This window comes from Pseudomonas sp. AA-38 (assembly GCF_029457475.1).
Taxonomy (GTDB): Bacteria; Pseudomonadota; Gammaproteobacteria; order Pseudomonadales; family Pseudomonadaceae; genus Aquipseudomonas.
Genome location: NZ_CP120359.1, coordinates 3,775,061 through 3,798,146, shown reverse-complemented (window position 1 = coordinate 3,798,146; position 23,086 = coordinate 3,775,061). Strand labels below are relative to the sequence as shown.

Below are 23,086 nucleotides of genomic sequence, written 5' to 3'. Positions count from 1 at the left end.
GCCGTGCCTTGCCAGCGGCATATCGACAGGAGGGCGCCTCTAAAAACCTAAGCGACGACTGCAGGGATCAGGAAGCCGAGGTGGTTTTTAGAGCTGCTCAGGAGGGCTGCCATGCGCATTAAGGTGCATTGCCAAAACCGTGTCGGCATCCTGCGCGACATGCTCAACCTGCTGGCCGATTACGGCATCAACGTGGCCCGTGGGGAAGTGGGCGGCGAGCAGGGCAATGCCATCTACCTGCATTGCCCGAACCTGATCAACCTGCAGTTCCAGTCGCTGCGGCCCAGGATAGAGGCCATCGCTGGCGTGTTCGGCGTCAGGCGCGTGGGGCTGATGCCCAGCGAGCGCCGCCATCTGGAGCTCAATGCACTGCTCGGCGCCCTGGATTTCCCTGTGCTGTCCATCGACATGGGCGGTGCCATAGTCGCTGCCAACCGTAGCGCCGCCCAGCTTCTGGGCGTGCGCGTGGACGAGGTGCCGGGCATGGCGCTGTCGCGCTACATCGAGGATTTCGACCTGCCGGAACTGGTGCGTGCGAACAAGGCGCGGATCAATGGCTTGCGCGTGACGATCAAGGGCGACGTGTTTCTGGCCGATATCGCCCCGCTGCAGAACGAACACGATGACAGCGAGGCGCTGGCGGGCGCAGTGCTGACCTTGCACCGCGCCGATCGTGTCGGCGAGCGCATCTACCACGTGCGCAAGCAGGAATTGCGTGGCTTCGACTCGATCTTCCAGAGCTCCAAGGTGATGGCCGCAGTGGTGCGCGAAGCGCGGCGCATGGCACCGCTGGATGCGCCGCTGTTGATCGAAGGGGAGACAGGTACCGGCAAGGAATTGCTGGCCCGTGCCTGCCACCTGGCCAGCCCACGTGGGCAGTCGCCGTTCATGGCGCTCAACTGCGCCGGCCTGCCGGAGTCCATGGCCGAAACCGAGCTGTTTGGCTACGGCCCCGGCGCCTTCGAGGGCGCGCGCCCGGAAGGCAAGCTCGGCCTGCTGGAGCTGACGGCCGGCGGCACCCTGTTCCTCGACGGTGTCGGCGAGATGAGCCCCAGGCTGCAGGCCAAGCTGCTGCGCTTCCTGCAGGATGGCTGCTTCCGTCGCGTGGGCAGCGACGAAGAAGTGTATCTGGACGTGCGGGTAATCTGCGCCACTCAGGTCGATCTGTCCGAACTCTGTGCCCGTGGCGAATTTCGCCAGGATCTGTACCACCGCCTCAATGTGCTCAGCTTGCACATTCCGCCGTTGCGCGAATGCCTGGACGGCCTGGAGCCGCTGGTGGCGCATTTTCTCGATTCGGCCAGCCGACAGATCGGCTGCGCGCTGCCCAAGCTGGCGCCACAGGCCTTGGAGCGTATGGCTCATTACCACTGGCCGGGCAATGTGCGGCAACTGGAGAACGTGCTGTTCCAGGCGGTATCGCTGTGCGACGGCGGTACGGTGAAGGCTGAGCATATCCGCCTGCCGGACTACGGCGCGCCACAGCCCCTGGGCGAGTTTTCAGTGGAGGGGAGCCTCGACGATATCCTCGGGCGTTTCGAGAAGGCGGTGCTGGAGCGTCTGTATCAGGAGCACCCGAGCAGCCGGCAACTGGGCAAGCGGCTCGGGGTTTCACATACCACCATCGCCAACAAGCTGCGTCAGCACGGGCTGGGCAAGGAGTAGGGGCGGTTACATCCCATGGGGTATCCGCTTCAACGACCGCCGTGCCAGGCCGCGACCACGCGCTCGCGCATGGCTCGGCGATCCTGCAGGCGGTCGATCATCCGCCCGGCCAGGTCGATCCAGTAGGGATCGGCCTGGGCCTGCACCACCGACAGGCCGGAGGCGAGATTGGCCCAGGCTGGCGGCAAGCGGCCGTGACGCAAGGCAAAGCCGCCGTCGCGGTCGCGTGCCAGGTAGCGTACACGGGTGATGCCGGCCAGCAGGATGCGGCCGTAGCACATCAGGCAGGGCTCGAGGCTGACATAGAGGGTCAGGCATCGGCGGTCGACCTGCGCATGCTCGGCTTCGAGCTGGTCGAGTACCTGCATTTCGGCGTGGGCGGCGCTGGCGTAGGTTGCGGCGAATACCTGGTTATGGGCGCTGCACAGCAGCTCACCTGCCTCATCCACCAGCAGGGCGCCGACCGCATAACAGCCTTCTTCGATGGCCAGCAGGGCCTGTTCGCAGCACAGCCTGGCCCAGGTGTCATCGGCATGGGTGCTGGTGGGCGCCTGCTGTAACAGGGCGAGATGCTCGGGGTTCATGCGCGTCTCCTGGGGGCAGGGTGTCGCGGGAGTATGGCCTGCCGTTTGGCCGGCGTTCTACGACCTTGGTGCAATAGGCAGGGCGTGCTCGGGTGGCGACACTGAGGTTGTCCTGATCATCCTGCGTGATCTGGGTGCAAGCGTTTCTGCATTCCTCCCCTGGAATGCCTTGAATGGGCGGGCGACCGAATTGGTCGCCCTTTTTTTGCCTGTTCGCAGGGGCAGTCCTGGCATCGGTCTGGCAATACGGTTCGAGCCTTTCACTGATCGTGCCCGTTTCACCTCTGGCAAACGCCCATAGAGAACGCGAAGGGCTCCTCTCATCATCCGAGCCAGGCGTCCGCCTGGCCTCGCAGCAGATGCGCTGAACTCGTGTGGCGCCCAAGGGTCAGTCTTCTGTCCCTGAATATTTCCAAATATGTCTGATATCGATGTCGAACATTACCAAGTGTGATTGGGCAGATATCTGCCTAGGCAGTATTGTGCATGGCACTAACTGCCTGGGCAGGTAAACACTGATGCCACATTTCGACCGTGAACGTTTCTCGCTGCAGCATTCACCCGGCCACCTGATCGCCCTGATCAACCAGCTCAAGGATCGGATTCTGGAGCGCCACGTGGTGGATCATCAGATCACCGCGGCGCAATTCAAGGTGGTGCTGCTGATCAGCCAGCAGCGCGCCAGTTCACCAGCCGATCTGGTGCGCCTGCTCAACCTCGACAGCGGGGCCATGACCCGCATGCTCGATCGCCTGGAGCACAAGGGCCTGCTGACCCGTGAGCGCAGCCAGGCCGACCGCCGCCAGGTGCACCTGCGCCTCACCGAAGCCGGCGAGGCGCTGGGCGTGCTGGGGCCGCAGATCGCGGCGGACGCCATCAATGAGCTGACCGGCTGCCTGACGCGCAGCGAACTCGACGAATTCCAACGCCTGATGAAGAAGATGCTGATGGCTGCCGACGCCTTGCCGCAGTTGCCAGGAGAATGAAGAACACCATGCCGTTGCGTACTCCCTTATCCGTGATTTTCAGCGCGCTGCTGCTGGCTGCCTGCGCTTCGCCGCAAGGACTGCTTACTCAAGGCCAGACCCTGGATGCCGGAAGCCTGCAGGGGCCTACCTTCAGCGGCGAGCTGTCGCCGGCGGCATGGCCGGCCAGTGACTGGTGGAACCGCCTCGGCGATCCACAGCTCAACGCACTGATCGACGAGGCCCTGCGCAGCAATCCGGATCTGCAGGTCGTCGACGCCCGCGCCCGTCAGGCCAATGCCACGGTGCTGGCGGCCGATGCCCAGCGCCAACCGACCCTGGGCATCGAGGCGGGTGTGACCCGTTCTCGCTCGGCACGGGTCGACGATCCCACTGGGCAGGGCAGGCGCTATGGCACCCTGCGCAGCCTGTCGCTGGAGGGTGGCTACCACTTCGATCTGTGGGGTGGCGACCGCGCCGCCTGGGAAGCGGCCCTCGGCCGCGCCCATGCCAGCGAGGTGGATCGCCAGGGCGCGCGCCTGACCTTGGCTGCCGAGGTGACCCGCGCCTACAACGATCTGGGCCTGGCTTATGCCACTCAGGATCTGGCCGAGCAGGATCTCCAGCGCAGCCGTGACATGCTCGAACTGGGCCGCAGCCGTGTCGAGGCTGGCCTCGACAGCGAATACCAGTTGCAGCAGACCCAGAGCCTGGAGGCCGCCGCCGAAGCCAACCTGACCGCTGCCTCCCAGCGGGTCGAGAGTGCGCGCATTCGCCTGGCGGTGATGCTCGGCCAGGGCCCGGATCGCGGCGCCACGCTGCCGCGCCCGCAACTGATCGCACCCAGCGCGGTGAGCCTGCCGGCCAACGTGCCGGCGGAGCTGATCGGTCGGCGTCCCGACCTGGTGGCGGCACGCTGGCGCGTCGAGGCCGCCAGCCGTGACATCGAGGCCAGCAAGGCCGACTTCTACCCCAATCTCAACCTGAGTGTTGCCGCTGGCAGCAAGTCGCTGCTCGGCGATGCCATGTTCGGTGGGGCCAGCCGCTTCTTCAGTATCGCGCCAGCGCTAAGCCTGCCGATCTTCGACGGTGGTGCGCGCCGCGCAGCGCTGGCCGGGCGCAATGCCGACTACGACCTGGCCGTGGCGCAGTACAACCAGACACTGGTCACTGCGCTGGGGGACATCGGTGACGTTATCCAGCGCATCCATTCCCTGGAACGGCAGATCGAGCAGCAACAACGGGCCCGCGACATCGCCCGCAGTTCCTACGACATCGCCATGCAGCGTTATGCCGATGGCATCGGCAACTACCTCGATGCCCTGAGCGTCGAGCAGCAACTGCTGCAGAGCGAACGTCAACTGGCCAGCCTGCAGGCCGAGCGCATCGACGCTTCGGTGCTGCTGATGCAGGCCCTCGGTGGCGGCTTCGAGGCCGCCACTGTGTCATCCACTTCCGCACGCTGAGTACTCGCCATGACCGACTCTCAAGCCACTTCTGCCACCGATAACTCGGGCAAGCGCAAACGCCTGTTGCTGGGCCTCGGGGCCATCGTCGTGCTGTGCAGCGCGGCGGTCTTCGCCTACCACGAGCTCTATGGCCGCTTCTACGAGGAAACCGACGACGCCTATGTCGGCGGCAACCTGGTGCAGATCACCCCACGCATCACCGGCACCGTCACCCGTATCGCCGTGGACGATGGCGACTACGTCGAGGCCGGCCAGCCACTGGTCTGGCTGGATCCGGCCGATACCCAGGTGGCGCTGCAGAGCGCCGAGGCCAACCTGGCGCGCACCGTGCGCCAGGTACGCGGGCTGTACAGCAACGTCGACAGCTACAAGGCGCAGGTGGCCTCGCGCAGGATCGACGTGCAACGCGCCCAGGCCGATTACCAACGCCGGGTGGCTCTGGCCAGCAAGGGGGCGATCTCCCGCGAGGAGCTGGCCCACGCCCGCGATACGCTGAACAGTGCCCAGAGCGCACTGGTCGCCGCCCAGCAGCAACTGGACAGCAACCAGGCGTTGGTCGACGACACAGTGATCGCCTCCCACCCGGAGGTGAAGAGCGCCGCTGCGCAGTTGCGCCAGGCCTTCCTCAACAATGCCCGCACCACGCTGCTGGCGCCGGTCAGCGGTTACGTGGCACAGCGTTCGGTACAGGTGGGCAGCCGCATTCAGCCGGGCGCGGCGTTGATGGCCGTGGTGCCGCTGCATGACATCTGGGTCGATGCCAACTTCAAGGAAACCCAGTTGCGCGAAATGCGCATCGGCCAACCGGTGACCGTCGAGGCCGACCTGTACGGCGACGACGTGATCTACCAGGGCCATGTCGAGAGCCTGGGCGTGGGCACCGGCAGTGCCTTCTCCTTGCTGCCGGCGCAGAACGCCAGCGGTAACTGGATCAAGATCGTGCAGCGCCTGCCGGTGCGCATCCAGCTAGACGAAGAGGCCCTGGACAAGCATCCGCTACGCATCGGCCTGTCCACCACGGTGACCGTCGACCTGCACGACCAGAGCGGCCCTCAGCTCTCGACGCAGATGCCCAAGCAGGTGCGCTTCAGCACGGCGGTCTATGACGAGCCGCTGGCCGAGGCCGATGCGCTGATCGAACGCATCATCCACGCCAACGGGCCACAGGCCTCGAGCGCCGAGCCGGCACGGCAGAACTGAGATGAGCGACGCCAATTTCCGCCCGGCCAGCATGCTGCTGGCCACCATCGGCATCTCCCTGGCGACCTTCATGCAGGTGCTCGACACCACCATCGCCAACGTGGCCCTGCCGACCATCTCCGGCAACCTGGGGGTCAGTGCGGAGCAGGGCACCTGGGTGATCACTTCCTTCGCCGTGTGCAACGCCATTGCCTTGCCGTTGACCGGCTGGCTGGCGCGGCGCTTCGGCGAGGTGAAGCTGTTCCTCGCCGCGGTGGTGCTGTTCGTGATCAGCTCGTTCCTCTGCGGCATCGCCCGCTCCATGCCCGAGCTGGTGGTGTTCCGTGCGCTGCAGGGGCTGGTGGCCGGGCCGCTTTACCCCATGGCGCAAACGCTGCTGCTGGCGATCTTTCCCAGTGCCAAGCGCGGCATGGCCCTGGCCTTGTTGGCGATGGTCACGGTGGTGGCACCGATCATCGGGCCGATTGCCGGTGGCTGGATCACCGACAGCTATAGCTGGCCGTGGATCTTCTTCATCAACGTACCCATCGGCATTCTCGCCACCCTGGTGGTCTGGGCGCAGATGCGCAACCGCCCGGAAGTCACCGAGCATCAACCCATCGACTACGTAGGGCTGATGCTGCTGGTGCTCGGCGTCGGCGTGCTGCAGGTGGTGCTGGACAAGGGCAACGACCTGGACTGGTTCGAGTCTGGCTTCATTCAGATCGGCACCGCCATCTCGGTGGTCTCGCTGGTGGCCCTGGTGATCTGGGAGCTGACCGACAGGCACCCGATCATCAACCTGCGCCTGTTCATGTATCGCAACTTCACCTTCGGCACCCTGGCGCTGGTGCTCGGCTATTCCGGCTTCTTCGGCATCAACCTGCTGCTACCGCAGTGGTTGCAGACCCAGCTCGGCTACACGCCGGTCTGGGCCGGACTGGCGGCGGCGCCCATCGGCATCCTGCCGTTGTTCCTGTCGCCGCTGGTGGGCAAGTACGCGCACAAGGTCGATCTGCGCCTGCTGTCCGGTGCCTCGTTCCTGGTGATGGGCGTCTCGTGCTTCATACGCGCCTCGTTCAATACCGAGGTGGATTACCGGCATATCGCCGAGGTGCAGGTGTTCATGGGGCTGGGCGTCGCACTGTTCTTCATGCCCACCACCAGCATCCTACTCTCCAGCCTGCCGCCGAGGGACATCGCCGACGGTTCCGGCCTGGCCACCTTCCTGCGCGTGCTGGGTGGTAGCTTCGCCTCGTCGCTGACCACCTGGATCTGGCACCGTCGGGAGATCTACCACCACGCGCAACTGACCGAGCACATCACGGCCTACGACCCGACCACCCAGCACTATCTCGAGCAACTTGGTGGCGCTTCGCAATCGGCTTATGCGCAGATCGACCGGGTGGTGGAAAGCCAGGCCTACATGCTCTCCACCGTGGACTACTTCACCCTGCTGGGCTGGTTGTTCCTCGGCCTGATCCTGATCATCTGGCTGGCCAAGCCGCCATTCTCGGCCAAGGGCGCGGAGGCGAGTGGCGGGCATTGAACACGGCGTTCGCGTCTCAGCCTTGCGCTTCGCTCATCCACTTGGGCTTGGGATAGCGACGATCCGCCTTGCCGGCCTTGAGAATCGCGCCGGGCACGTCGTGGCCGATCAGCTCGGGTAGGGTGGCGGCGGCTTGGAGCAGGGCGTCGAGATTCACGCCGGTATCCAGGCCCATGCGCTGGAACATGTGCACCAGATCCTCGGTGCAGATATTGCCGCTGGCGCCGGGTGCATAAGGGCAGCCGCCGAGCCCGCCGAGCGAAGCATCGAAACGGTCGATGCCGGCATTCAGCGCCGCCAGGGCGTTGGCCAGGCCCATGCCGCGGGTGTTGTGAAAGTGCGCGGTGAACACCGCCTCGGGCCAACGCTGCAGGGCCGCGCGGCAGATACGCTCGACCTGCGCCGGGTCGGCCATGCCGGTGGTGTCGCATAGGGTCACGCCTTGCACACCGATTGCCAGCAATCGCTCGGTCAGCTCATGCACGCGGGCCTTGGGCACTTCACCCTCGAAGGGGCAGCCGAAGGTGGTCGACAGCGAGGCGTTGATAAATACGCCGCTGCCCCGAGTGACCTCGATGATCTCGGCGAACTGCGCCAGCGACTGCTCCGGCGTCATGCGCAGGTTGGCCAGGCCATGGGTGTCGCTGGCCGACATCACCAGATTGATCTCGTCCACCTCGCAGGACAATGCCCGCTCGCAGCCCTTCACGTTGGGCACCAGCACGGTGTACTCCACGCCTGGCACGCGCTGGATGCCGCGCATCACCTCTTCGGCATCGCGCAGGTTGGGAATGGCCTTGGGCGAGGTGAAGGAGGTGACCTCGATCTTCGCCAAGCCGGTGTGGGACAGGCGGTCGATCAGGGCGATCTTGTCTGCGGTGGGCACGAAGGCGGCTTCGATCTGGAAGCCGTCACGGGTGGCGACGTCCTGGATATAGAGGCGTTTGTTCATGGGTAATCCTCAAGAGAAGCTTCAAGCTGCAAGTAAAAGCTTGTAGCGGCGTAGGGTGCGCTGTGCGCACCGGCTTGGGCTGCGGTTGTTCTGGTGCGGCTGTTCCGGTGCGCACGGCGCACCCTACGCGGTAGCTGCCGTTAAATAACCCCGCGCTCGCGCAGCCCCGCGACCTGCTCATCGCTCAGGCCGAGGCCGGCGAGGATGTCGTCGTTGTGCTCACCGAGTTGCGGGCCGCCGCTGCCGATACGGCCTGGCGTGCGGCTGAGCTTGGGCAGCACGCCCGGCACCTTGAGCGGGCCGACGCTGGTCTGTACCTGCTCGATCATCTGCCGCGCCAGGTAGTGCGGGTCCTGCACGATATCGGCGGCGGTATAGGGGTAGCCGGCCGGCACGCGGGCGCCCTTGAGCGCTTCGATCACCTCGTCGCGGCCGCGCTGGGCGGTCCATTCGGCGATGGCGCCGTCGATCAGCTCGGCGTGCTGGCTGCGCCCGTCGTTCTGCGCCAGGCGTGGGTCGTTGCCCAGGTCGTCGCGGCCGATCAGGCTCATCAGGCGCTTGTAGATGCTGTCGCCATTGCCGGCGATCAGTACGTAGCTGCCGTCCTTGCAGGGGTAGGAGTTGGAGGGGGTGATGCCGGGCAGGGCGCTGCCGGCCGGCTCGCGGATGTAGCCGAAGGCATCGTATTCGGGGATCAGGCTTTCCATCATGGCGAACACCGATTCGTACAGCGCCACGTCGATTTCCTGGCCCTCGCCGCTACGTGCACGTTCCTGCAGGGCCAGCAGCACGCCGATCACCCCGTACAGCGACGACAGCGAGTCGCCGATGCTGATGCCCACACGCACCGGCGCCTGGCCGGGGTAGCCGGAGAGGTGGCGCAGGCCGCCCATGGCTTCGCCGATCACGCCGAAACCGGGCAGGTCGCGGTAGGGGCCGGTCTGCCCGTAACCGGAGATGCGCAGCATGATCAGCCGCGGGTTGATCGCCTTCAGCGCCTCGTAGCCCAGGCCCCAGCCTTCCAGTGTGCCAGGGCGGAAGTTCTCCACCAGCACGTCGGCCTCGGCTACCAGCTTGCGCACGATGTCCTGGGCTTCGGCCTGCTTCAGGTCGAGGGTCAGCGAGCGCTTGTTGCGCGACTGCACATGCCACCAGAGCGAGGTGCCGTCCTTGATCTTGCGCCATTTGCGCAGCGGGTCGCCGACGCCCGGCGGCTCGATCTTGATCACATCGGCGCCGAATTCGCCGAGCAGCTTGCTGGCGAAGGGGCCGGCGATGAGCTGGCCCATCTCGATCACCTTGAGCCCCTGCAGGGCCATGTTGCTGGTGTTGCTCTGAGTCATGGCTGCACCTGATATGCCTGTGCGTTTCTCGTGGTGCGCAGGATGGCGCAGCGGCGCGGTGGCGACAATTGCCCAATGGCCAAGCTAGGCTTCGCGTATCGCGAAGTGGCATGCTGTAAATCAGCTTTCTGGCAACTTCGCTTCGCCAGGCACGAAATGGAGACCCTCATGCGCCGCATCGATTTCGTCACCCTCAAGCTGTTCGTCGCCATCGCCGACGAGCGCAGCCTGACCCGCGCCGCCGAGCGCGAGCACCTGGCTTTGGCGGCGGTCAGCAAACGCGTCAGCGATCTGGAAAGCCAGCTCGGCATCGCGCTGCTCTATCGTCAGCCCAAGGGTGTCGAGCTGACCCCGGCCGGCCACGCGCTGCTGCACCATGCGCGCAACATGATGGACAACCTCGAACAGCTCAACGCCGACCTCAGTGAATTCAGCGAAGGGGTGAAAGGCCATGTGCGCATCCACGCCAACACCTCGGCGGTGATCGAATTCCTGCCCGAGGATCTGGCCAGCTTCAGCCGCCTGCACCCACAGGTGAAGATCGACCTGGAGGAGCGGGTCAGCAGCGAAACCATCCGCGCCGTGCGCGAGGGGCTGACCGATATCGGCATCTTCGCCGGGCATGTGCCAGCCGAGGATCTGCAGGTGTTCACTTATCGTCACGACCAGTTGGTGCTGGTCACTCCGCGCGCGCATCCCCTGGCCGAACGCGACGGCCTGTTCCTGCGCGAGGCGGTGGGCTTCGATTTCATCGGCCTGCAGCAGGACGCCTCCTTGCACGGCCTGCTGCAGCAGGCGGCGCACAGCCAGGGCGTGAACTTGCGCCTGCGCATCCAGGTGCGCAGCTTCGAGGCCATCTGCCGGATGATCCACACCGGCATGGGCGTCGGCGTGTTGCCGGATCTGGCGGTGCGTACCTACCTGCCGGCGCTGGATGTGCGGGTGATCCCGCTGCACGACCCCTGGGCCCGGCGCGAACTCAAGGTGGCGGTGCGCAACCAGGACAACCTTTCGCTGACCGCGAAGCAGATGCTCGATCACCTGCGCCATAGCTCATCAACAGAGGGGGATTTGGCGCTGCCTTCGTGAATGCCGAAGGCTCGCTTGTCCAAATGTGAATTTCAGCCCGGGGAAAGGGCGCAGTAGAGTTCCGCCCAATCGACGGCGATCGCCCTCGAGGCTCAGACAAAAACAACAGGAGCTCTCCATGAAGTTCTCATTCGTCCGCCGTGGCCTGGCCGGCGTGCTCGCCGGTTGCGCACTGCTTGGCGCGCTGACGGCCCACGCAGCCGATCCGATCTTGATCAAGTTTTCCCATATCACCGCTGACAGCACGCCCAAGGGCCAGGGTGCGCTGCTGTTCAAGAAGCTGGTTGAGGAGCGCCTGGCCGGCAAGGTCAAGGTCGACGTCTATGCCAACTCTTCGCTCTATGGCGATGGCAAGGAAATGGAGGCGCTGTTGCTGAATGAGGTGCAGATGCTGGCGCCGGCACCTTCCAAGTTGGAGCAGTACACCAAGCAGTTGCAGTTGTTCGACCTGATGTTCCTGTTCGACGACGTGGCCGCCGCACAGCGCTTCCAGGCCTCGGAAAAGGGCAAGGCGCTGCTCAAGTCGATGGAGAGCAAGGGCATCACCGGCCTGGCCTACTGGCTCAACGGCATGCGCCAGCTCACCGCCAACAAGCCGTTGCTCGAACCCGCCGACGCCCGTGGCCTGAAGTTCCGCGTGCAGCCGTCCGACCTGCAGGCCGCGCAGTACAGCGCCCTGCGTGCCGTGCCACGGAAGATGGCCTTCGCCGAGATCTACCAGGGCCTGCAGACCGGTGTGGTCAATGCTCAGGACAACCCCTGGTCGAACATCTACTCGCAGAAGTACTTCGAGGTGCAGAAGTACATGACCGAGTCCAACCATGCCATCGGCAACTACCTGCTGATCACCAACACCCGGTTCTGGAACGGCCTGCCGGCGGACATCCGCAGCGAGCTGGAGCAGATCGTCGACGAGGTCACCGTCGAGGTGAACAAACAGGCCGAGGCACTGAACGCCGAAGCCCGTCAGGCCATCCTTGCTACCGGCAAGAGCGAGATCATCACCCTCACGCCCGAGCAGCGTGGCAAGTGGCGTGACGCCGTGCGTCCGGCGTGGAAGAAGTTCGAGGCGGAGATCGGTGCCGACGTGATCGAGGCTGCGCAGGCCGCCAACCAGCCTTGACCCCAGGTTCGGGCGGCGATCGGCTCAAAACGGCGCATATCGCGCCGTTTTGCCCGTTGGCTTGACGACGATCCGAGCGGTCGTGACAGGCTGCTGCGCCTGAGAGTGCCCTGTATTTACGACATATCCTTGGCGCTGCCGAATTGGCTTTGCATGCGCCGGGCAGGCCTGCACGACCATGGTCTTATCCTGGTAAGACCATGGTCGAATGGCCTCACGAAGGGGCGGGGGATACAAAAGGCAGCATAGAAAAACAACTAACTCGCCGAGGTGATTCCATGAGTGCTGCGTCCCTTTACCCTGTACGCCCCGAGGTGGCCGCGCGAACCCTGACCGACGAGGCCACCTACAAGGCCATGTATCAGCAGTCGGTGGTCAACCCCGAGGGCTTCTGGCGCGAGCAGGGCAAACGCATCGACTGGATCAAGCCCTACAGCAAGGTCAAGCAGACCTCCTTCGACGATCACCACGTCGACATCAAGTGGTACGCCGACGGCACCCTGAACGTCTCCTACAACTGCCTCGACCGCCATCTGGAAGAGCGCGGCGATCAGATCGCCATCATCTGGGAAGGCGACAACCCGTCCGAGCACCGGGAAATCACCTACCGTGAATTGCACGAGCAGGTGTGCAAGTTCGCCAACGCCCTGCGTGGTCAGGACATTCACCGCGGCGACGTGGTGACCATCTACATGCCGATGATTCCCGAAGCTGCGGTGGCCATGCTGGCCTGCGCCCGTATCGGCGCCATCCACTCGGTGGTGTTCGGCGGCTTCTCCCCGGAGGCGCTGGCCGGTCGTATCATCGATTGCCAGTCGAAAGTGGTGATCACCGCCGACGAGGGCGTGCGTGGCGGCAAGAAGGTGGCGCTGAAGGCCAACGTCGATGACGCGTTGACCAACCCGGAAACCCATAGCGTGCAGAAGGTCATCGTGGTCCAGCGCACCGGATCCGAGATCAAGTGGAACCAGCACCGTGACATCTGGTACGAAGACCTGATGAAGGTGGCCGGCAGCGTTTGCGCACCCAAGGAAATGGGCGCCGAGGAAGCCCTGTTCATCCTCTACACCTCCGGTTCTACCGGCAAGCCCAAGGGTGTGTTGCACACCACCGGCGGCTACCTGGTATACGCCTCGCTGACTCATGAGCGGGTATTCGATTACCGCCCGGGCGAAGTCTTCTGGTGCACCGCCGACATCGGCTGGGTCACCGGCCACACCTACCTGATCTACGGGCCGCTGGCCAACGGCGCCACCACCCTGATGTTCGAGGGCGTGCCGAACTACCCGGACGTGACCCGTGTCGCCAAGATCGTCGACAAGCACAAGGTCAACATCCTCTACACCGCCCCGACCGCCATTCGCGCCATGATGGCCGAAGGCAAGGCCGCCGTGGCTGGCGCCGACGGTTCCAGCCTGCGCCTGCTCGGCTCGGTGGGCGAGCCGATCAACCCGGAAGCCTGGCAGTGGTACTACGAGAACGTCGGCCAGAGCCGTTGCCCGATCGTCGATACCTGGTGGCAGACCGAAACCGGTGCCTGCCTGATGACCCCGCTGCCGGGTGCTCATGCCATGAAGCCGGGCTCTGCTGCACGGCCGTTCTTCGGCGTGCAACCGGCGCTGGTGGACAATCTGGGCAACATCATCGAGGGGCCGGCCGAAGGCAACCTGGTGATCATCGACTCCTGGCCGGGTCAGGCGCGTACCCTGTACGGCGACCACGACCGCTTCGTCGATACCTACTTCAAGACCTTCAAGGGCATGTACTTCACCGGTGACGGCGCGCGCCGCGACGAAGACGGCTACTGGTGGATCACCGGTCGCGTCGACGACGTGCTCAACGTTTCCGGCCACCGCATGGGCACTGCCGAGATCGAGAGCGCCATGGTCGCCCACCCGAAAGTGGCCGAGGCCGCAGTGGTCGGTGTGCCGCACGACATCAAGGGGCAGGGCATCTACGTCTACGTCACCCTGAATGCCGGCGAGGAGGCTTCCGAGCAACTGCGTCAGGAACTGAAGAACTGGGTACGCAAGGAGATCGGCCCGATCGCCACGCCGGACGTGATCCAGTGGGCGCCTGGCCTGCCCAAGACCCGCTCGGGCAAGATCATGCGCCGTATCCTGCGCAAGATCGCCACCGCCGAATACGATGCGCTCGGCGACATCTCCACCCTGGCCGACCCGGGCGTGGTGCAGCACCTCATCGACACCCACAAGCAGATGCAGGCCGCCTGCGCCTGATCGCTGACGGCACGGCGAAAACCCCGCCCGGCTAACGCCTGGCGGGGTTTTCTTTTGTGCATTGCAGGTGGGGCAGGGCTATCGAGCATGCCCAGGCACCTCTAAAAATTACCTCGGCTTTGCCTTCCTGCGGCGCTCTGCCTCCTTCATCCCTGCAGTCGTCGCCTAGGTTTTAGAGGCTCCCTACAGCTCGGGGAACCTTTTCTTTCTTTATCTTTCTTATGCGCAAGTTGTACAGAATAATTTTGTTTGTACAATTTTTTGCTTTGTGCATAATCGCACTGTGCCATCTTCAGTGGCCGTTCCATCCCGTTTCAGTGCTTTGCGTTGCCGCGCCCATGCGCGTTGGCACGAGGATTTCGTGCGCCCTTCAATTGCCCAGAAAAAGAGGCTCTCATGTTTGCCAACCTCAGCATGTCTCAAAAGCTGTATGCGGGTTTTGGTGTCGTCCTGTTGGTGATTCTCGTATTGGTGCTGTCTACCTGGCGTGGCTTCGATCAGGTCGATAGCACGGTCAAGCGCAACATTCACACCTATACCGTGATCAACGAGTCGGCCGATCTGCTGGCCAGTTTGATCAATATCGAAACTGGCGCCCGTGGCTTCATCATTACCGGGCGCGATCAGTTCCTCGGCCCGCTGGAGGCTGGTGAAAGAGACTTTCAAGAGCACATCGCCGAACTGCGCCAGATGACCCGCGACAATCCGGCCCAGCAGCGCCGCTTCGACGAATTGCAGGCGTTGCACGAGCAATGGTTGCACGAAGAGATCAACGCCAATCTCGAACTGCGTCGTCAGGTGACGGCTGGGCAGAAGACTTTCGATACGCTGGTCGAGCACGTTGCGGCCGGCGGCGCCAAGGTCAAGATGGATGCCATGCGCCGGCTGATCAACGAGATTCAGGGTGAAGAAAGCGCCTTGCTGGAGCGCCGCACGGACTCCATGAACGCCGCCAAGTCGCTGTCGCTGATCATCCTGCTGGTGGGGGGCGCGATTACCACGGTGCTCGCCATGAGCGTGGCCTTTACCCTGTCGCGCAGTATTGCCGGGCGTCTGCAACAGGTGGTGGAGGTGGCGCGCAATATCGCACAGGGTCGCCTGGACTCGAAGATCGAACGGGCAGGGGGCGATGAGATCGGCGTTCTGCTCGATGCCTTCGTCACCATGCAGGAGCGTCTGCGCGAGATGATCGGACAGATTCGTAGTGGCGCCGGCCAGTTGGTGACCTCGGCGCAGAGCATCTCCACGGCGTCGAGCCAGCTAACGGTGGCCGTGCAGGAGCAGTCGCATGCCGCATCGAGCATGGCGGCCACGGTAGAAGAACTGACCGTCAGCATCAACCATGTGGCGGACAACGCCAACGAGGCTCACGAGCTGTCCAGCGAATCGGGGCGGCAATCGGCCGAAGGCGGGGCGGTGATCCAGGAGACGCTGGGCAGCATGCAGCGCATCGCCGATACCGTGCAGGGTGCGGCGGCACAGATTGCCGAGCTGGGTCAGCATTCCGATCAGATTTCCTCCATCGTCAACGTGATCAAGGATATCGCCGATCAGACCAACCTGCTGGCGCTCAACGCAGCCATCGAAGCGGCGCGGGCCGGCGAGCAGGGGCGCGGGTTCGCCGTGGTGGCCGACGAGGTGCGTCTGCTGGCGCAGCGCACGGCCAACTCCACCCAGGAGATCACCGAGATGATCAAGAAGATTCAGAGCGGCACGCGCAATGCCGTGAGCAACATGGAAGTGGGTGTGGAGCAGGTCAACGGCGGTCTGGAGCAGGCCGGTCAGGCGGGCGACGCCATTGTCAGCATCCGTTCGGCATCTGCTCGCGTAGTCGGGGTGGTCGATCAGATTTCCCTGGCTTTGCGCGAACAGACCGTCGCCAGCCAGGACGTGGCACGCAACGTCGAGCGCATCGCGCAGATGTCGGTGCAGAACAGCGAGGCGGTCAGCGACACCTCGCGAACGGCGCACGATCTGCAGCAGTTGGCCGTGTCTCTGGAGAAAAATGTTGCGTTCTTCCGCTTTTGACTAGGCTCACAATAGCAAGCCACCAAGTTTGATCCTGAGAAGGAAGCACAGATGGGTATTGCCAGCCAGAGCATATTTCCTCAGCCATTTCGGGCCGTGGGATGCGCCGAGTGTCGAAACGCTGAGGCCCTGGGTTTTGATTTCACTATGGCGCTTCAGTTGATCGTCGATATCGAGGAACGACGGCCGTTTGCCTATGAGGCGCTGGTGCGGGGCTGCAACGGAGAGTCTGCCGGTGAGGTGCTGGGCTGGGTCAACGACAGTAATCGCTATCGTTTCGACCAGGCCTGCCGGGTCAAGGCCATCGAGCAAGCCGCCAATCTGGGCCTGCTCGACATCCCCGACTGCCTGCTGAGCATCAATTTCCTGCCCAATGCGGTCTATCGCGCCGAAACCTGCATTCGCGCGACGCTGGAAGCCGCCAGGCGCTTCGCCTTTCCACAGGAGCGCTTGATGTTCGAGGTGACCGAGGGGGAGCGAATCCACGACGCCGAGCACCTCAAGCAAATCTTCACCGAGTATGGGCGCCAAGGCTTCACCACGGCCATCGATGACTTCGGTGCCGGCTATTCGGGGCTCAACCTACTGGCCGAATTCCAGCCCGACATTCTCAAGCTGGACATGGCCCTTACCCGTGGTATCGACCGTGATGCAGTGCGCCAGGCCATCGTCGCCGGCATTGTCCTGGTGGCGCAGCGACTGGGCATCCGCATCATCGCCGAGGGCATCGAAAGTGCAGGGGAGCGCGATGCTTTGCTCGATCTGGGCATCCGCTACATGCAGGGCTTCCTCTTCGCCAGGCCGCAAACCGACAGGCTCTGTTTACCTTGAGCCACCCATGGAAAACGCCCTGATGATCAGGGCGTTTTCATTGGCCTGCGAGGTTTCAGAGGGCGCCGAACACCTTCTTCGCCAGGCTGGTGGCGGCTGCTGCCGGGTTCTGGCGGATGCTGGCTTCCTGCTTGGCGATCATCTCGAACAGGCCATTGAGCGCCTGCTCGGTGACGTAACCCTCGGCCGTCGCGTTCTTCGCATCGACCACGCCGAAACTGGCCGCCTGGCCGGCGAAGGCGTTGTACTGCTGTGCCAGGCCGACCTTGTCGGTGGCCTGCTTGACGATGGGTAGGAACTTGGCGCGAATTTGCTCGCGGCTGCTCTTGTTCAGGTACTGGGTGGCGGAATCCTGCGGGCCGGCGAGAATCGCTTTGGCGTCAGCCACGGTCATCTTCTTAATTGCATCGACCAGCAGTGCCTGAGCCTGTGGCACGGCGGCTTCGGCGGCCCTGTTCATGCTCTCTTCGAGCTGTTCCACCTGGGCGCCCATGCCCATCATCTTCATGGTCTTGGCAGCCTTGCCGAGCTTGCCGGGCAGCTCGATGCGCACGTCCGGGTTGTTGCTGAAGCCACCAGGCGTGCCCAGTTGCTTGACCGCCACCTGGGCGCCCTGGATCAGCGCATCCTTGAGGCCGCCGCTGGCGTCCTGCTGGCTCAGGTCGGAGAGGGACAGGGCGAAGACGTTGGCCGAGAGCAGCAGGCCGGCGGCGAATGTGGTGAGGCGCAGCATGAGGGTGATCCTTGTATCGGGGGAGTGTTTTGAGCTTAACAGGCTGTTGGGAAAACGGCTGCGTTGGTGCTGCAGGCTTGCAAGGTTCTTTCTGAAATGGCGGGGAAGTTGGGGTTGATACTGGGCTGGTAAGTTTGTATGCGGTCTTGTTGGCTTGTGTTGGCGTTCTGGACGCCGCTTTGGGTGTTTTCAGATATTCCGGGTTTCGCCCCCTCGGGCGACTCACTTTTCTTTGAAATGCGCAAAGAAAAGTAAGCAAAAGAAACGCACCCCCGCCATCCGGGTCTCGCTGCGCTCGACTTCCCTCACTCCGGCACCACTCCGGGGTCGGCGTACATGGGCCATCCCTGGCCCATTACGCCTCTCGTGGCATCCATGCCACTCGCCCCCTGCGCAATGCCTACGTTCGGCCTCCTGAAGGGGGCATTCGCGCGCCTGAACGAACGGGCACTCCATAGGCTGCTCGGCGTGTTCTAGTGGCTGTGAAATATCGAGTTAAACCAAAACTTTCATTAACGCAGTTTCATACGTTGAACAGCTTGCCGGCTTGAAGCCGGCATCTCGGTCAGCCCTAGGGCTGACCTCGTGTTCAAGCACTCCGCACTAATTCTGGGTTACCTCGGGTTCAGGCGCGTGCAGAGCCCGCCCAGGAGGGCGAACGGAATCGTCGTGGAAGAGGTCGAGCGACATGGATGTCGCGAGAGCCGCGATGGGCCATGGATGGCCCACCGCGGCGGGCCTCTGGAGCGGCGATGGAGTGAGCGAACCCTGGCGCAGCCAGGGCCGGATGATCGGGCGGAGGGTTTGGTTACTTTGCCCGCAAAGTGACTCGCCCGGGAGGGCGAAACCAAAAACATCAGCAAAAACGCGGCAATTCGGAACAGGCACAAAAAACAACACAAACTTACCAGCCCGGTATCAGCCAGCCGATAGCCGTGGATGGGCAGCACGCGCCGCTATGGCTATGATCAGAACCATGAATTCCCCATTACCCCTGCGCAATCCCTGCCCACCGGGCGCCTGTGACTGCCAGCGCGATGAGCTGCTGGATGTGCCGGGCGCCGACACGCGCGTGCTGCTGCTGACCCGCAATGAGGAGCAGCGCCTGCTCGAGCGCCTGGAAAACCTGAAAAGCTTGGAAGACCTCGAACGCATGCAGCAGCGTATGTTCGAGCAATTGGGCATTCGCCTGCATATCGAGCCGAGCCATGGCGAGGTGCGCAGCATGCGCGGCATTCACATGCGCTTCGACGCGCACCCAGGGTTGTGCCGCAAGACGCGGCAGAGCATTCCGGCGGCGATCCGCCGGGCCATGGAAAAGAACCCGGAAATCGCCTGGCGCCTGCTGGATTCCTTCGATCTGTTTGGTGGCCTGTAGCGGCTCTCACCAGGGCAGGGGCTGCCCATCGTAGGCGTGGAAGCTACCGCTGTGCTCGGGCCCCAGGCTGTCGATCACCTGCAGCATTTGCGCGGCGGCCAGTTCGGCGGGGCGCGCGGCTGTGGCGCCGCGAAAGGGTTGCGACAGCGGTGAGATCACCGTGCCGGGATGCAGGCTGAGCAGGCGCGCCTTGGGCTTGCTGCGTGCAAGTTCGATGGCGGCGGTCTTGATCAGCATGTTCAGCGCAGCCTTGGAGGCGCGGTAGGCGTACCAGCCGCCCAGGCGGTTGTCGCCAATGCTGCCGACCTTGGCCGAGAGCATGGCCATGGCGCCTTGCTTGTCGAGCAGCGGCAGGAAGTGACGCAGCACCAGTGCCGGGCCCAGGGCATTGACCTGAAACACCGCCTGCAAGGCATCGGCCTCGATGGCGTTGAGGCTCTTCTCCGGGGCGATGCCAGGGCGATGCAACAGCCCGGCTGTATGCAGGATCAGTTGAAAAGGGCCTTCCTCGACCAGGGCCTCAGCGGCGACGGCGATACTGCTCGGGTCTTCCATATCGATTGCCGGCGTGCTGCCGCGGCTCAGCTCACGCACGCTGGTGCAGTTACCATCGCCACGCAGCAGTTGGCAGAAGGCCTGGCCAAGGGTGCCACTGGCGCCGATCACCAGCGCCTTGTAGCCGCTGCCCAGGCTATTGAGACTCACGGCTGGGCGGCGCCACGGCGGAAGAACAGGGTGACCTGGCCAAGCTCGACGCCGAACTTGCTCATCACCGAACGGTTGATCATGGTGTCGTCGTCCATCAGGTACATCCAGTCATCGAAATGGACGACGTAGGTGCTGTCATCCACTGGCAGGTTGAGGTGGTAGCGCCAGTGCAGGGCATTGCCGGCCACTTCGCCGATGGCCTCGCCGACCACATCGCTGGCGGTACCGATCCAGCGCCCGCTTTCATCCGGGGTGAGCGTCCAGACGCGGCGCTGGCGGGTGCCGTCGCTATACAGGAAGCGCTCGTCGAGGATCAGCTTGTCGCCATCGCGGCGGCTCTGGATATCGACATGGAAGCGTTTGATCACCTCTCCGGAGCGATCCTGGAACATGCCCCAGGCCTGTACCGGGCCGGAGAAGAAGCTGGGTAGATCCAGCACGGGTTTCTCGTGGGCATAGCGTTCCACCGGAACCTGGCCACAACTGATCAGCAACAGGCTGGTCAGCACAATCACAAGGGCTTTCATGGGCTACCTCAAGGGTTGCGGCCGAGCAGCGCCGCACGCAGTTTCGGACTGCGGGTCTGCGGATCGAGCCAGATGGAAAAGAAGGCACGGGCGAAAGCCGGATCTTCGATGACGTGTTGCAGCTTGCCGTCGACATAGAAGCGGCAGCCTTGGCCGGGCAGATAGACGCCGGTGATGTGCGTGCCATCGCGAACATCGACGAAGGCCTGACGCATCTCTTCTGCCCACTGGGCTTCGCGCCCGCCCTGCAGGGCCTTGGCATCGATGCGACGAATTTCGTCGAGGCTGGTTTCCACCAGGGTTTCGCGGCTGATGTTGCGGCGGTAGGTGAGCTCCAGCGCGAAGGGCTGGTCGAAATTCACTGGCTGCGCCGGGCTCCAAAGCTTGGCGTTGTAGACCGAGAAGCCGAACCAGGTGAAATCACCGCTGCCGATCAACTCGGCCCGTGGCAGTTGTTCGCGCCAGCCGTTCTGGGTATTGGCCTGCGCCACAACGCTGAGTGCCAGAACGAGCAACGAGGCCGAACACAGACGCGCTAGCAGCGTCTTCATGAGCCATCCCTCCGCGGGTGGTGGCCGCGACCCGTCATGGTCACGGCTCTGGAATAAAAAAATCCGACAACCAAAAGGGGAGTGGTGGGTTGCCGGATTGCGCAGCTTGTCGTCAGGCGGCGAACTCCTCGTCGGAGAAGGCCATCAGGGTCTCCTTGCCGGCCTTGATCTCAGCCAGCAAGGTGCCGGCCTCCGGCAGGATGCGCGCCATGAAGAAGTCGGCTGACTTGATCTTGGCGTTGTAGAAGTGGGTCTCGGAGCTGCCGCCATCGAGTTGCCGGCGTGCCACCTGGGCCATCCGCGCCCACAGCCAGGCCAGGCTGGTGAGGCCGAACAGGCGCAGGTAGGGCGTGGCGGCCGCAGCGGCCTGCTCGGGATTCTTGCTGCCTTCGCTGGCCAGCCACAGGGTGGCTTGCTGGAGTTGCTTGACCGCCTGGGTCACCTCAGCAGCATGCGGCGCCTCGGCGTTGCGCTTGAGCCAGTCGTCGACCAGGGCGAAGAAGGCGCGCACCGCGCGGCCGCCACCCAGGGCAAGCTTGCGGCCCACCAGGTCGAGCGCCTGGATGCCGTTGGTGCCCTCGTAGATGCGGGTGATGCGGCAGTCACGCACCAGTTGCTCGATGCCCCAGTCTTCGGTGAAGCCGGAGCCGCCAAGCACCTGCAGGCCCTCGTTGGCGCAGGCAAAGCCCTCGTCGGTGAGGAAGGCCTTGACCACCGGGGTGAGCAGTTGCACCAGGTCATCGGCACGGCTGCGCGCTTCGGCATCCTCGGCGCCGTGGGCGATGTCCTGTTGCAGGCCAGCGAAATAGGCCAGGGCGCGGCACCCTTCGATCATCACCTTCTGCCGTAGCAGCATGCGCCTTACGTCCGGGTGCACCAGAATCGGGTCGGCGGCTTTGTCGGGCGCTTTCGGCCCGGCGATGGATCGGCTCTGCAGGCGCTCGCGGGCGAAGCCCAAGGCGATCTGGTAGGCACTCTCGGCCACGCCGAGGCCCTGCATGCCAACCATCAGGCGCGCCGAGTTCATCATGGTGAACATGCAACTCAGGCCCTTGTTCGGCTCGCCGATCAGCCAGCCCCGGGCGCCCTCGAAGTTCATCACGCAAGTTGCCGAGCCCTTGATGCCCATCTTGTGCTCCAGTCCGCCACAGAAGGCTTTGTTGCGGCTGCCGTCGTCGAGGAACTTGGGCACCAGGAACAGCGAGATACCCTTCACGCTGTCCGGCGCATCCGGCAACTTGGCCAGTACCAGGTGGACAATGTTGTCCACCAGATCATGTTCGCCGTTGGTGATCCAGATCTTGGTGCCGCTCAGGGCGTAGCTGCCGTCGGCTTGCGGCACGGCGCGGGTGCGGATCAGGCTGAGGTCGGTGCCGCACTGCGGTTCGGTGAGGCACATGGTGCCGGTCCACTCGCCGCTGATCAGGCGCGGCAGGTACTTCTCCTGCAGCTCGGGGGTGCCATGGCTGGTCAGGGCGTTGATGGCGCCGTGGGTCAGGCCGGGGTACATGCCCAGCGCCAGGTTGGCCGAGCAGGTCATTTCCTCCACCAGCATGTTCAGCACATGGGGCAGCCCCTGGCCACCGAACCGGGGCGGGCAGGCCAGTGCCGTCCAGCCACCTTCGGCGAATTGCCTGTAGGCCGCCTTGAAGCCCTCCGGCGTGCGCACGGAGTGGGTTTCCGGGTCGTACTGGCAACCCTGCTTGTCACCAGGGCCATTGAGCGGTGCCAGCACGTTCTCGGCCAGCCTGGCTGCCTCTTCGAGAATCGCGCCGCCCAGATCAGCGCTGAACTCACGCTGCTCGGGCAGCGCTTGCAGCACCTCGTAGGCTTCGAGCAGTTCCTCGAAGACGAAACGCATATCACGGAGCGGAGCGTGGTAAGACGGCATGGTGTTTTACCCTAAGCTGTACAATTTATTCGTGTGTACAGTTTTTGTAGAGTTATTTGGGGCGTATTGCAAGCTCTTTTGCTTGGGTATCGATGATGACCGATGAGTCAGTCTGATTCTTCTCCAGGTGGTTCAGCTTTTTTCCTGCCCGAAACGGCGCCGGATACCTGCTGCCGGTTTGCTTGTCGAGCAGCGCGCATTGGCAGCAGGAGAAGTCACCGTCAGTGACTTGCATTCGGCCAGCGACCTTCGAGAATGAAGTGATGGCACCTTGGATATCA

The 23,086-nt window shown here is 63.8% G+C and carries 20 protein-coding genes; 11 read left to right on the top strand and 9 right to left on the bottom strand.

Going from position 1 to position 23,086, the window contains the following annotated elements:
• Positions 1 to 111: 111 nt before the first annotated feature.
• Positions 112 to 1,665 (top strand): sigma-54-dependent transcriptional regulator, encoded by a 1,554-nt coding sequence (locus tag PVE35_RS17470; protein ID WP_268178374.1) that lies wholly within the window; start codon positions 112 to 114, stop codon positions 1,663 to 1,665.
• A gap of 29 nt (positions 1,666 to 1,694) precedes the next feature.
• Here PVE35_RS17470 and PVE35_RS17465 read toward each other — a convergent pair whose 3' ends face one another.
• Positions 1,695 to 2,249 carry a nucleoside deaminase gene (locus tag PVE35_RS17465; protein WP_268178373.1) on the bottom strand — a complete coding sequence of 185 codons (555 nt, stop codon included), beginning with the start codon at positions 2,247 to 2,249 and terminating at the stop codon, positions 1,695 to 1,697.
• A gap of 518 nt (positions 2,250 to 2,767) precedes the next feature.
• On the opposite strand from PVE35_RS17465, the gene PVE35_RS17460 reads away from it, so the two are divergent.
• Genes PVE35_RS17460 through PVE35_RS17445 form a run of 4 tightly spaced genes read left to right on the top strand, consistent with a single transcriptional unit; the run spans position 2,768 to position 7,411 of the window.
• The gene (locus PVE35_RS17460; RefSeq protein WP_268178372.1) at positions 2,768 to 3,235 is read left to right on the top strand and encodes a MarR family transcriptional regulator; all 468 of its coding nucleotides are present in this window, start codon (positions 2,768 to 2,770) and stop codon (positions 3,233 to 3,235) included.
• Between the two features lie 8 nt (positions 3,236 to 3,243).
• On the top strand, positions 3,244 to 4,680 hold the full coding sequence (locus PVE35_RS17455) for an efflux transporter outer membrane subunit (RefSeq protein ID WP_277372514.1): 1,437 nt from the start codon (positions 3,244 to 3,246) through the stop codon (positions 4,678 to 4,680).
• Positions 4,681 to 4,689: 9 nt separating this feature from the next.
• Positions 4,690 to 5,883: an efflux RND transporter periplasmic adaptor subunit gene (locus tag PVE35_RS17450; protein WP_277372513.1), complete on the top strand. Its 1,194-nt coding sequence runs from the start codon at positions 4,690 to 4,692 to the stop codon at positions 5,881 to 5,883.
• A 1-nt stretch (position 5,884) separates the two neighbouring features.
• Positions 5,885 to 7,411: a DHA2 family efflux MFS transporter permease subunit gene (locus tag PVE35_RS17445; protein WP_268178369.1), complete on the top strand. Its 1,527-nt coding sequence runs from the start codon at positions 5,885 to 5,887 to the stop codon at positions 7,409 to 7,411.
• Between the two features lie 16 nt (positions 7,412 to 7,427).
• Here PVE35_RS17445 and PVE35_RS17440 read toward each other — a convergent pair whose 3' ends face one another.
• Positions 7,428 to 8,363, bottom strand: a complete 936-nt coding sequence (locus PVE35_RS17440) for a hydroxymethylglutaryl-CoA lyase (protein WP_277372512.1) — start codon at positions 8,361 to 8,363, stop codon at positions 7,428 to 7,430.
• Between the two features lie 140 nt (positions 8,364 to 8,503).
• Entirely contained in the window at positions 8,504 to 9,706 is a 1,203-nt protein-coding gene (locus tag PVE35_RS17435) for a CaiB/BaiF CoA-transferase family protein (RefSeq protein ID WP_268178367.1), read from the bottom strand.
• 168 nt (positions 9,707 to 9,874) lie between these two features.
• On the opposite strand from PVE35_RS17435, the gene PVE35_RS17430 reads away from it, so the two are divergent.
• From PVE35_RS17430 to PVE35_RS17410, 5 genes are all read left to right on the top strand, one after another.
• Complete coding sequence (locus tag PVE35_RS17430; RefSeq protein ID WP_277372511.1) at positions 9,875 to 10,795, top strand: LysR substrate-binding domain-containing protein; 921 nt, start codon at positions 9,875 to 9,877, stop codon at positions 10,793 to 10,795.
• Positions 10,796 to 10,913: 118 nt separating this feature from the next.
• The gene (locus tag PVE35_RS17425) at positions 10,914 to 11,918 is read left to right on the top strand and encodes a TRAP transporter substrate-binding protein (RefSeq protein WP_277372510.1); all 1,005 of its coding nucleotides are present in this window, start codon (positions 10,914 to 10,916) and stop codon (positions 11,916 to 11,918) included.
• Positions 11,919 to 12,196: 278 nt separating this feature from the next.
• Positions 12,197 to 14,158 (top strand): acetate--CoA ligase, encoded by a 1,962-nt coding sequence (acs, locus tag PVE35_RS17420; protein WP_268178364.1) that lies wholly within the window; start codon positions 12,197 to 12,199, stop codon positions 14,156 to 14,158.
• A gap of 396 nt (positions 14,159 to 14,554) precedes the next feature.
• The gene (locus PVE35_RS17415) at positions 14,555 to 16,186 is read left to right on the top strand and encodes a methyl-accepting chemotaxis protein (RefSeq protein WP_277372509.1); all 1,632 of its coding nucleotides are present in this window, start codon (positions 14,555 to 14,557) and stop codon (positions 16,184 to 16,186) included.
• 51 nt (positions 16,187 to 16,237) lie between these two features.
• Entirely contained in the window at positions 16,238 to 17,017 is a 780-nt protein-coding gene (locus PVE35_RS17410) for an EAL domain-containing protein (protein ID WP_277372508.1), read from the top strand.
• Positions 17,018 to 17,072: 55 nt separating this feature from the next.
• Here PVE35_RS17410 and PVE35_RS17405 read toward each other — a convergent pair whose 3' ends face one another.
• The gene (locus PVE35_RS17405; RefSeq protein ID WP_277372507.1) at positions 17,073 to 17,750 is read right to left on the bottom strand and encodes a DUF4197 domain-containing protein; all 678 of its coding nucleotides are present in this window, start codon (positions 17,748 to 17,750) and stop codon (positions 17,073 to 17,075) included.
• A gap of 976 nt (positions 17,751 to 18,726) precedes the next feature.
• Here PVE35_RS17405 and PVE35_RS17400 point away from each other — a divergent pair.
• The gene (locus PVE35_RS17400; protein WP_268178359.1) at positions 18,727 to 19,128 is read left to right on the top strand and encodes a hypothetical protein; all 402 of its coding nucleotides are present in this window, start codon (positions 18,727 to 18,729) and stop codon (positions 19,126 to 19,128) included.
• A gap of 6 nt (positions 19,129 to 19,134) precedes the next feature.
• Here PVE35_RS17400 and PVE35_RS17395 read toward each other — a convergent pair whose 3' ends face one another.
• From PVE35_RS17395 to PVE35_RS17375, 5 genes are all read right to left on the bottom strand, one after another.
• Complete coding sequence (locus PVE35_RS17395) at positions 19,135 to 19,833, bottom strand: SDR family NAD(P)-dependent oxidoreductase (RefSeq protein ID WP_268178358.1); 699 nt, start codon at positions 19,831 to 19,833, stop codon at positions 19,135 to 19,137.
• A complete protein-coding gene (locus PVE35_RS17390) occupies positions 19,830 to 20,363 on the bottom strand; it encodes a DUF3833 domain-containing protein (protein ID WP_268178357.1) in 534 nt (177 codons plus the stop codon). Before PVE35_RS17390 ends, PVE35_RS17395 begins: the two co-directional genes overlap by 4 nt.
• An 8-nt stretch (positions 20,364 to 20,371) precedes the next feature.
• Positions 20,372 to 20,914, bottom strand: a complete 543-nt coding sequence (locus PVE35_RS17385; protein WP_268178356.1) for a chalcone isomerase family protein — start codon at positions 20,912 to 20,914, stop codon at positions 20,372 to 20,374.
• A gap of 112 nt (positions 20,915 to 21,026) precedes the next feature.
• Complete coding sequence (locus PVE35_RS17380; protein WP_277372506.1) at positions 21,027 to 22,805, bottom strand: acyl-CoA dehydrogenase C-terminal domain-containing protein; 1,779 nt, start codon at positions 22,803 to 22,805, stop codon at positions 21,027 to 21,029.
• A gap of 52 nt (positions 22,806 to 22,857) precedes the next feature.
• Positions 22,858 to 23,040, bottom strand: coding sequence for a hypothetical protein (locus PVE35_RS17375; protein ID WP_277372505.1), 183 nt, complete (start codon positions 23,038 to 23,040; stop codon positions 22,858 to 22,860).
• Positions 23,041 to 23,086: the final 46 nt, after the last annotated feature.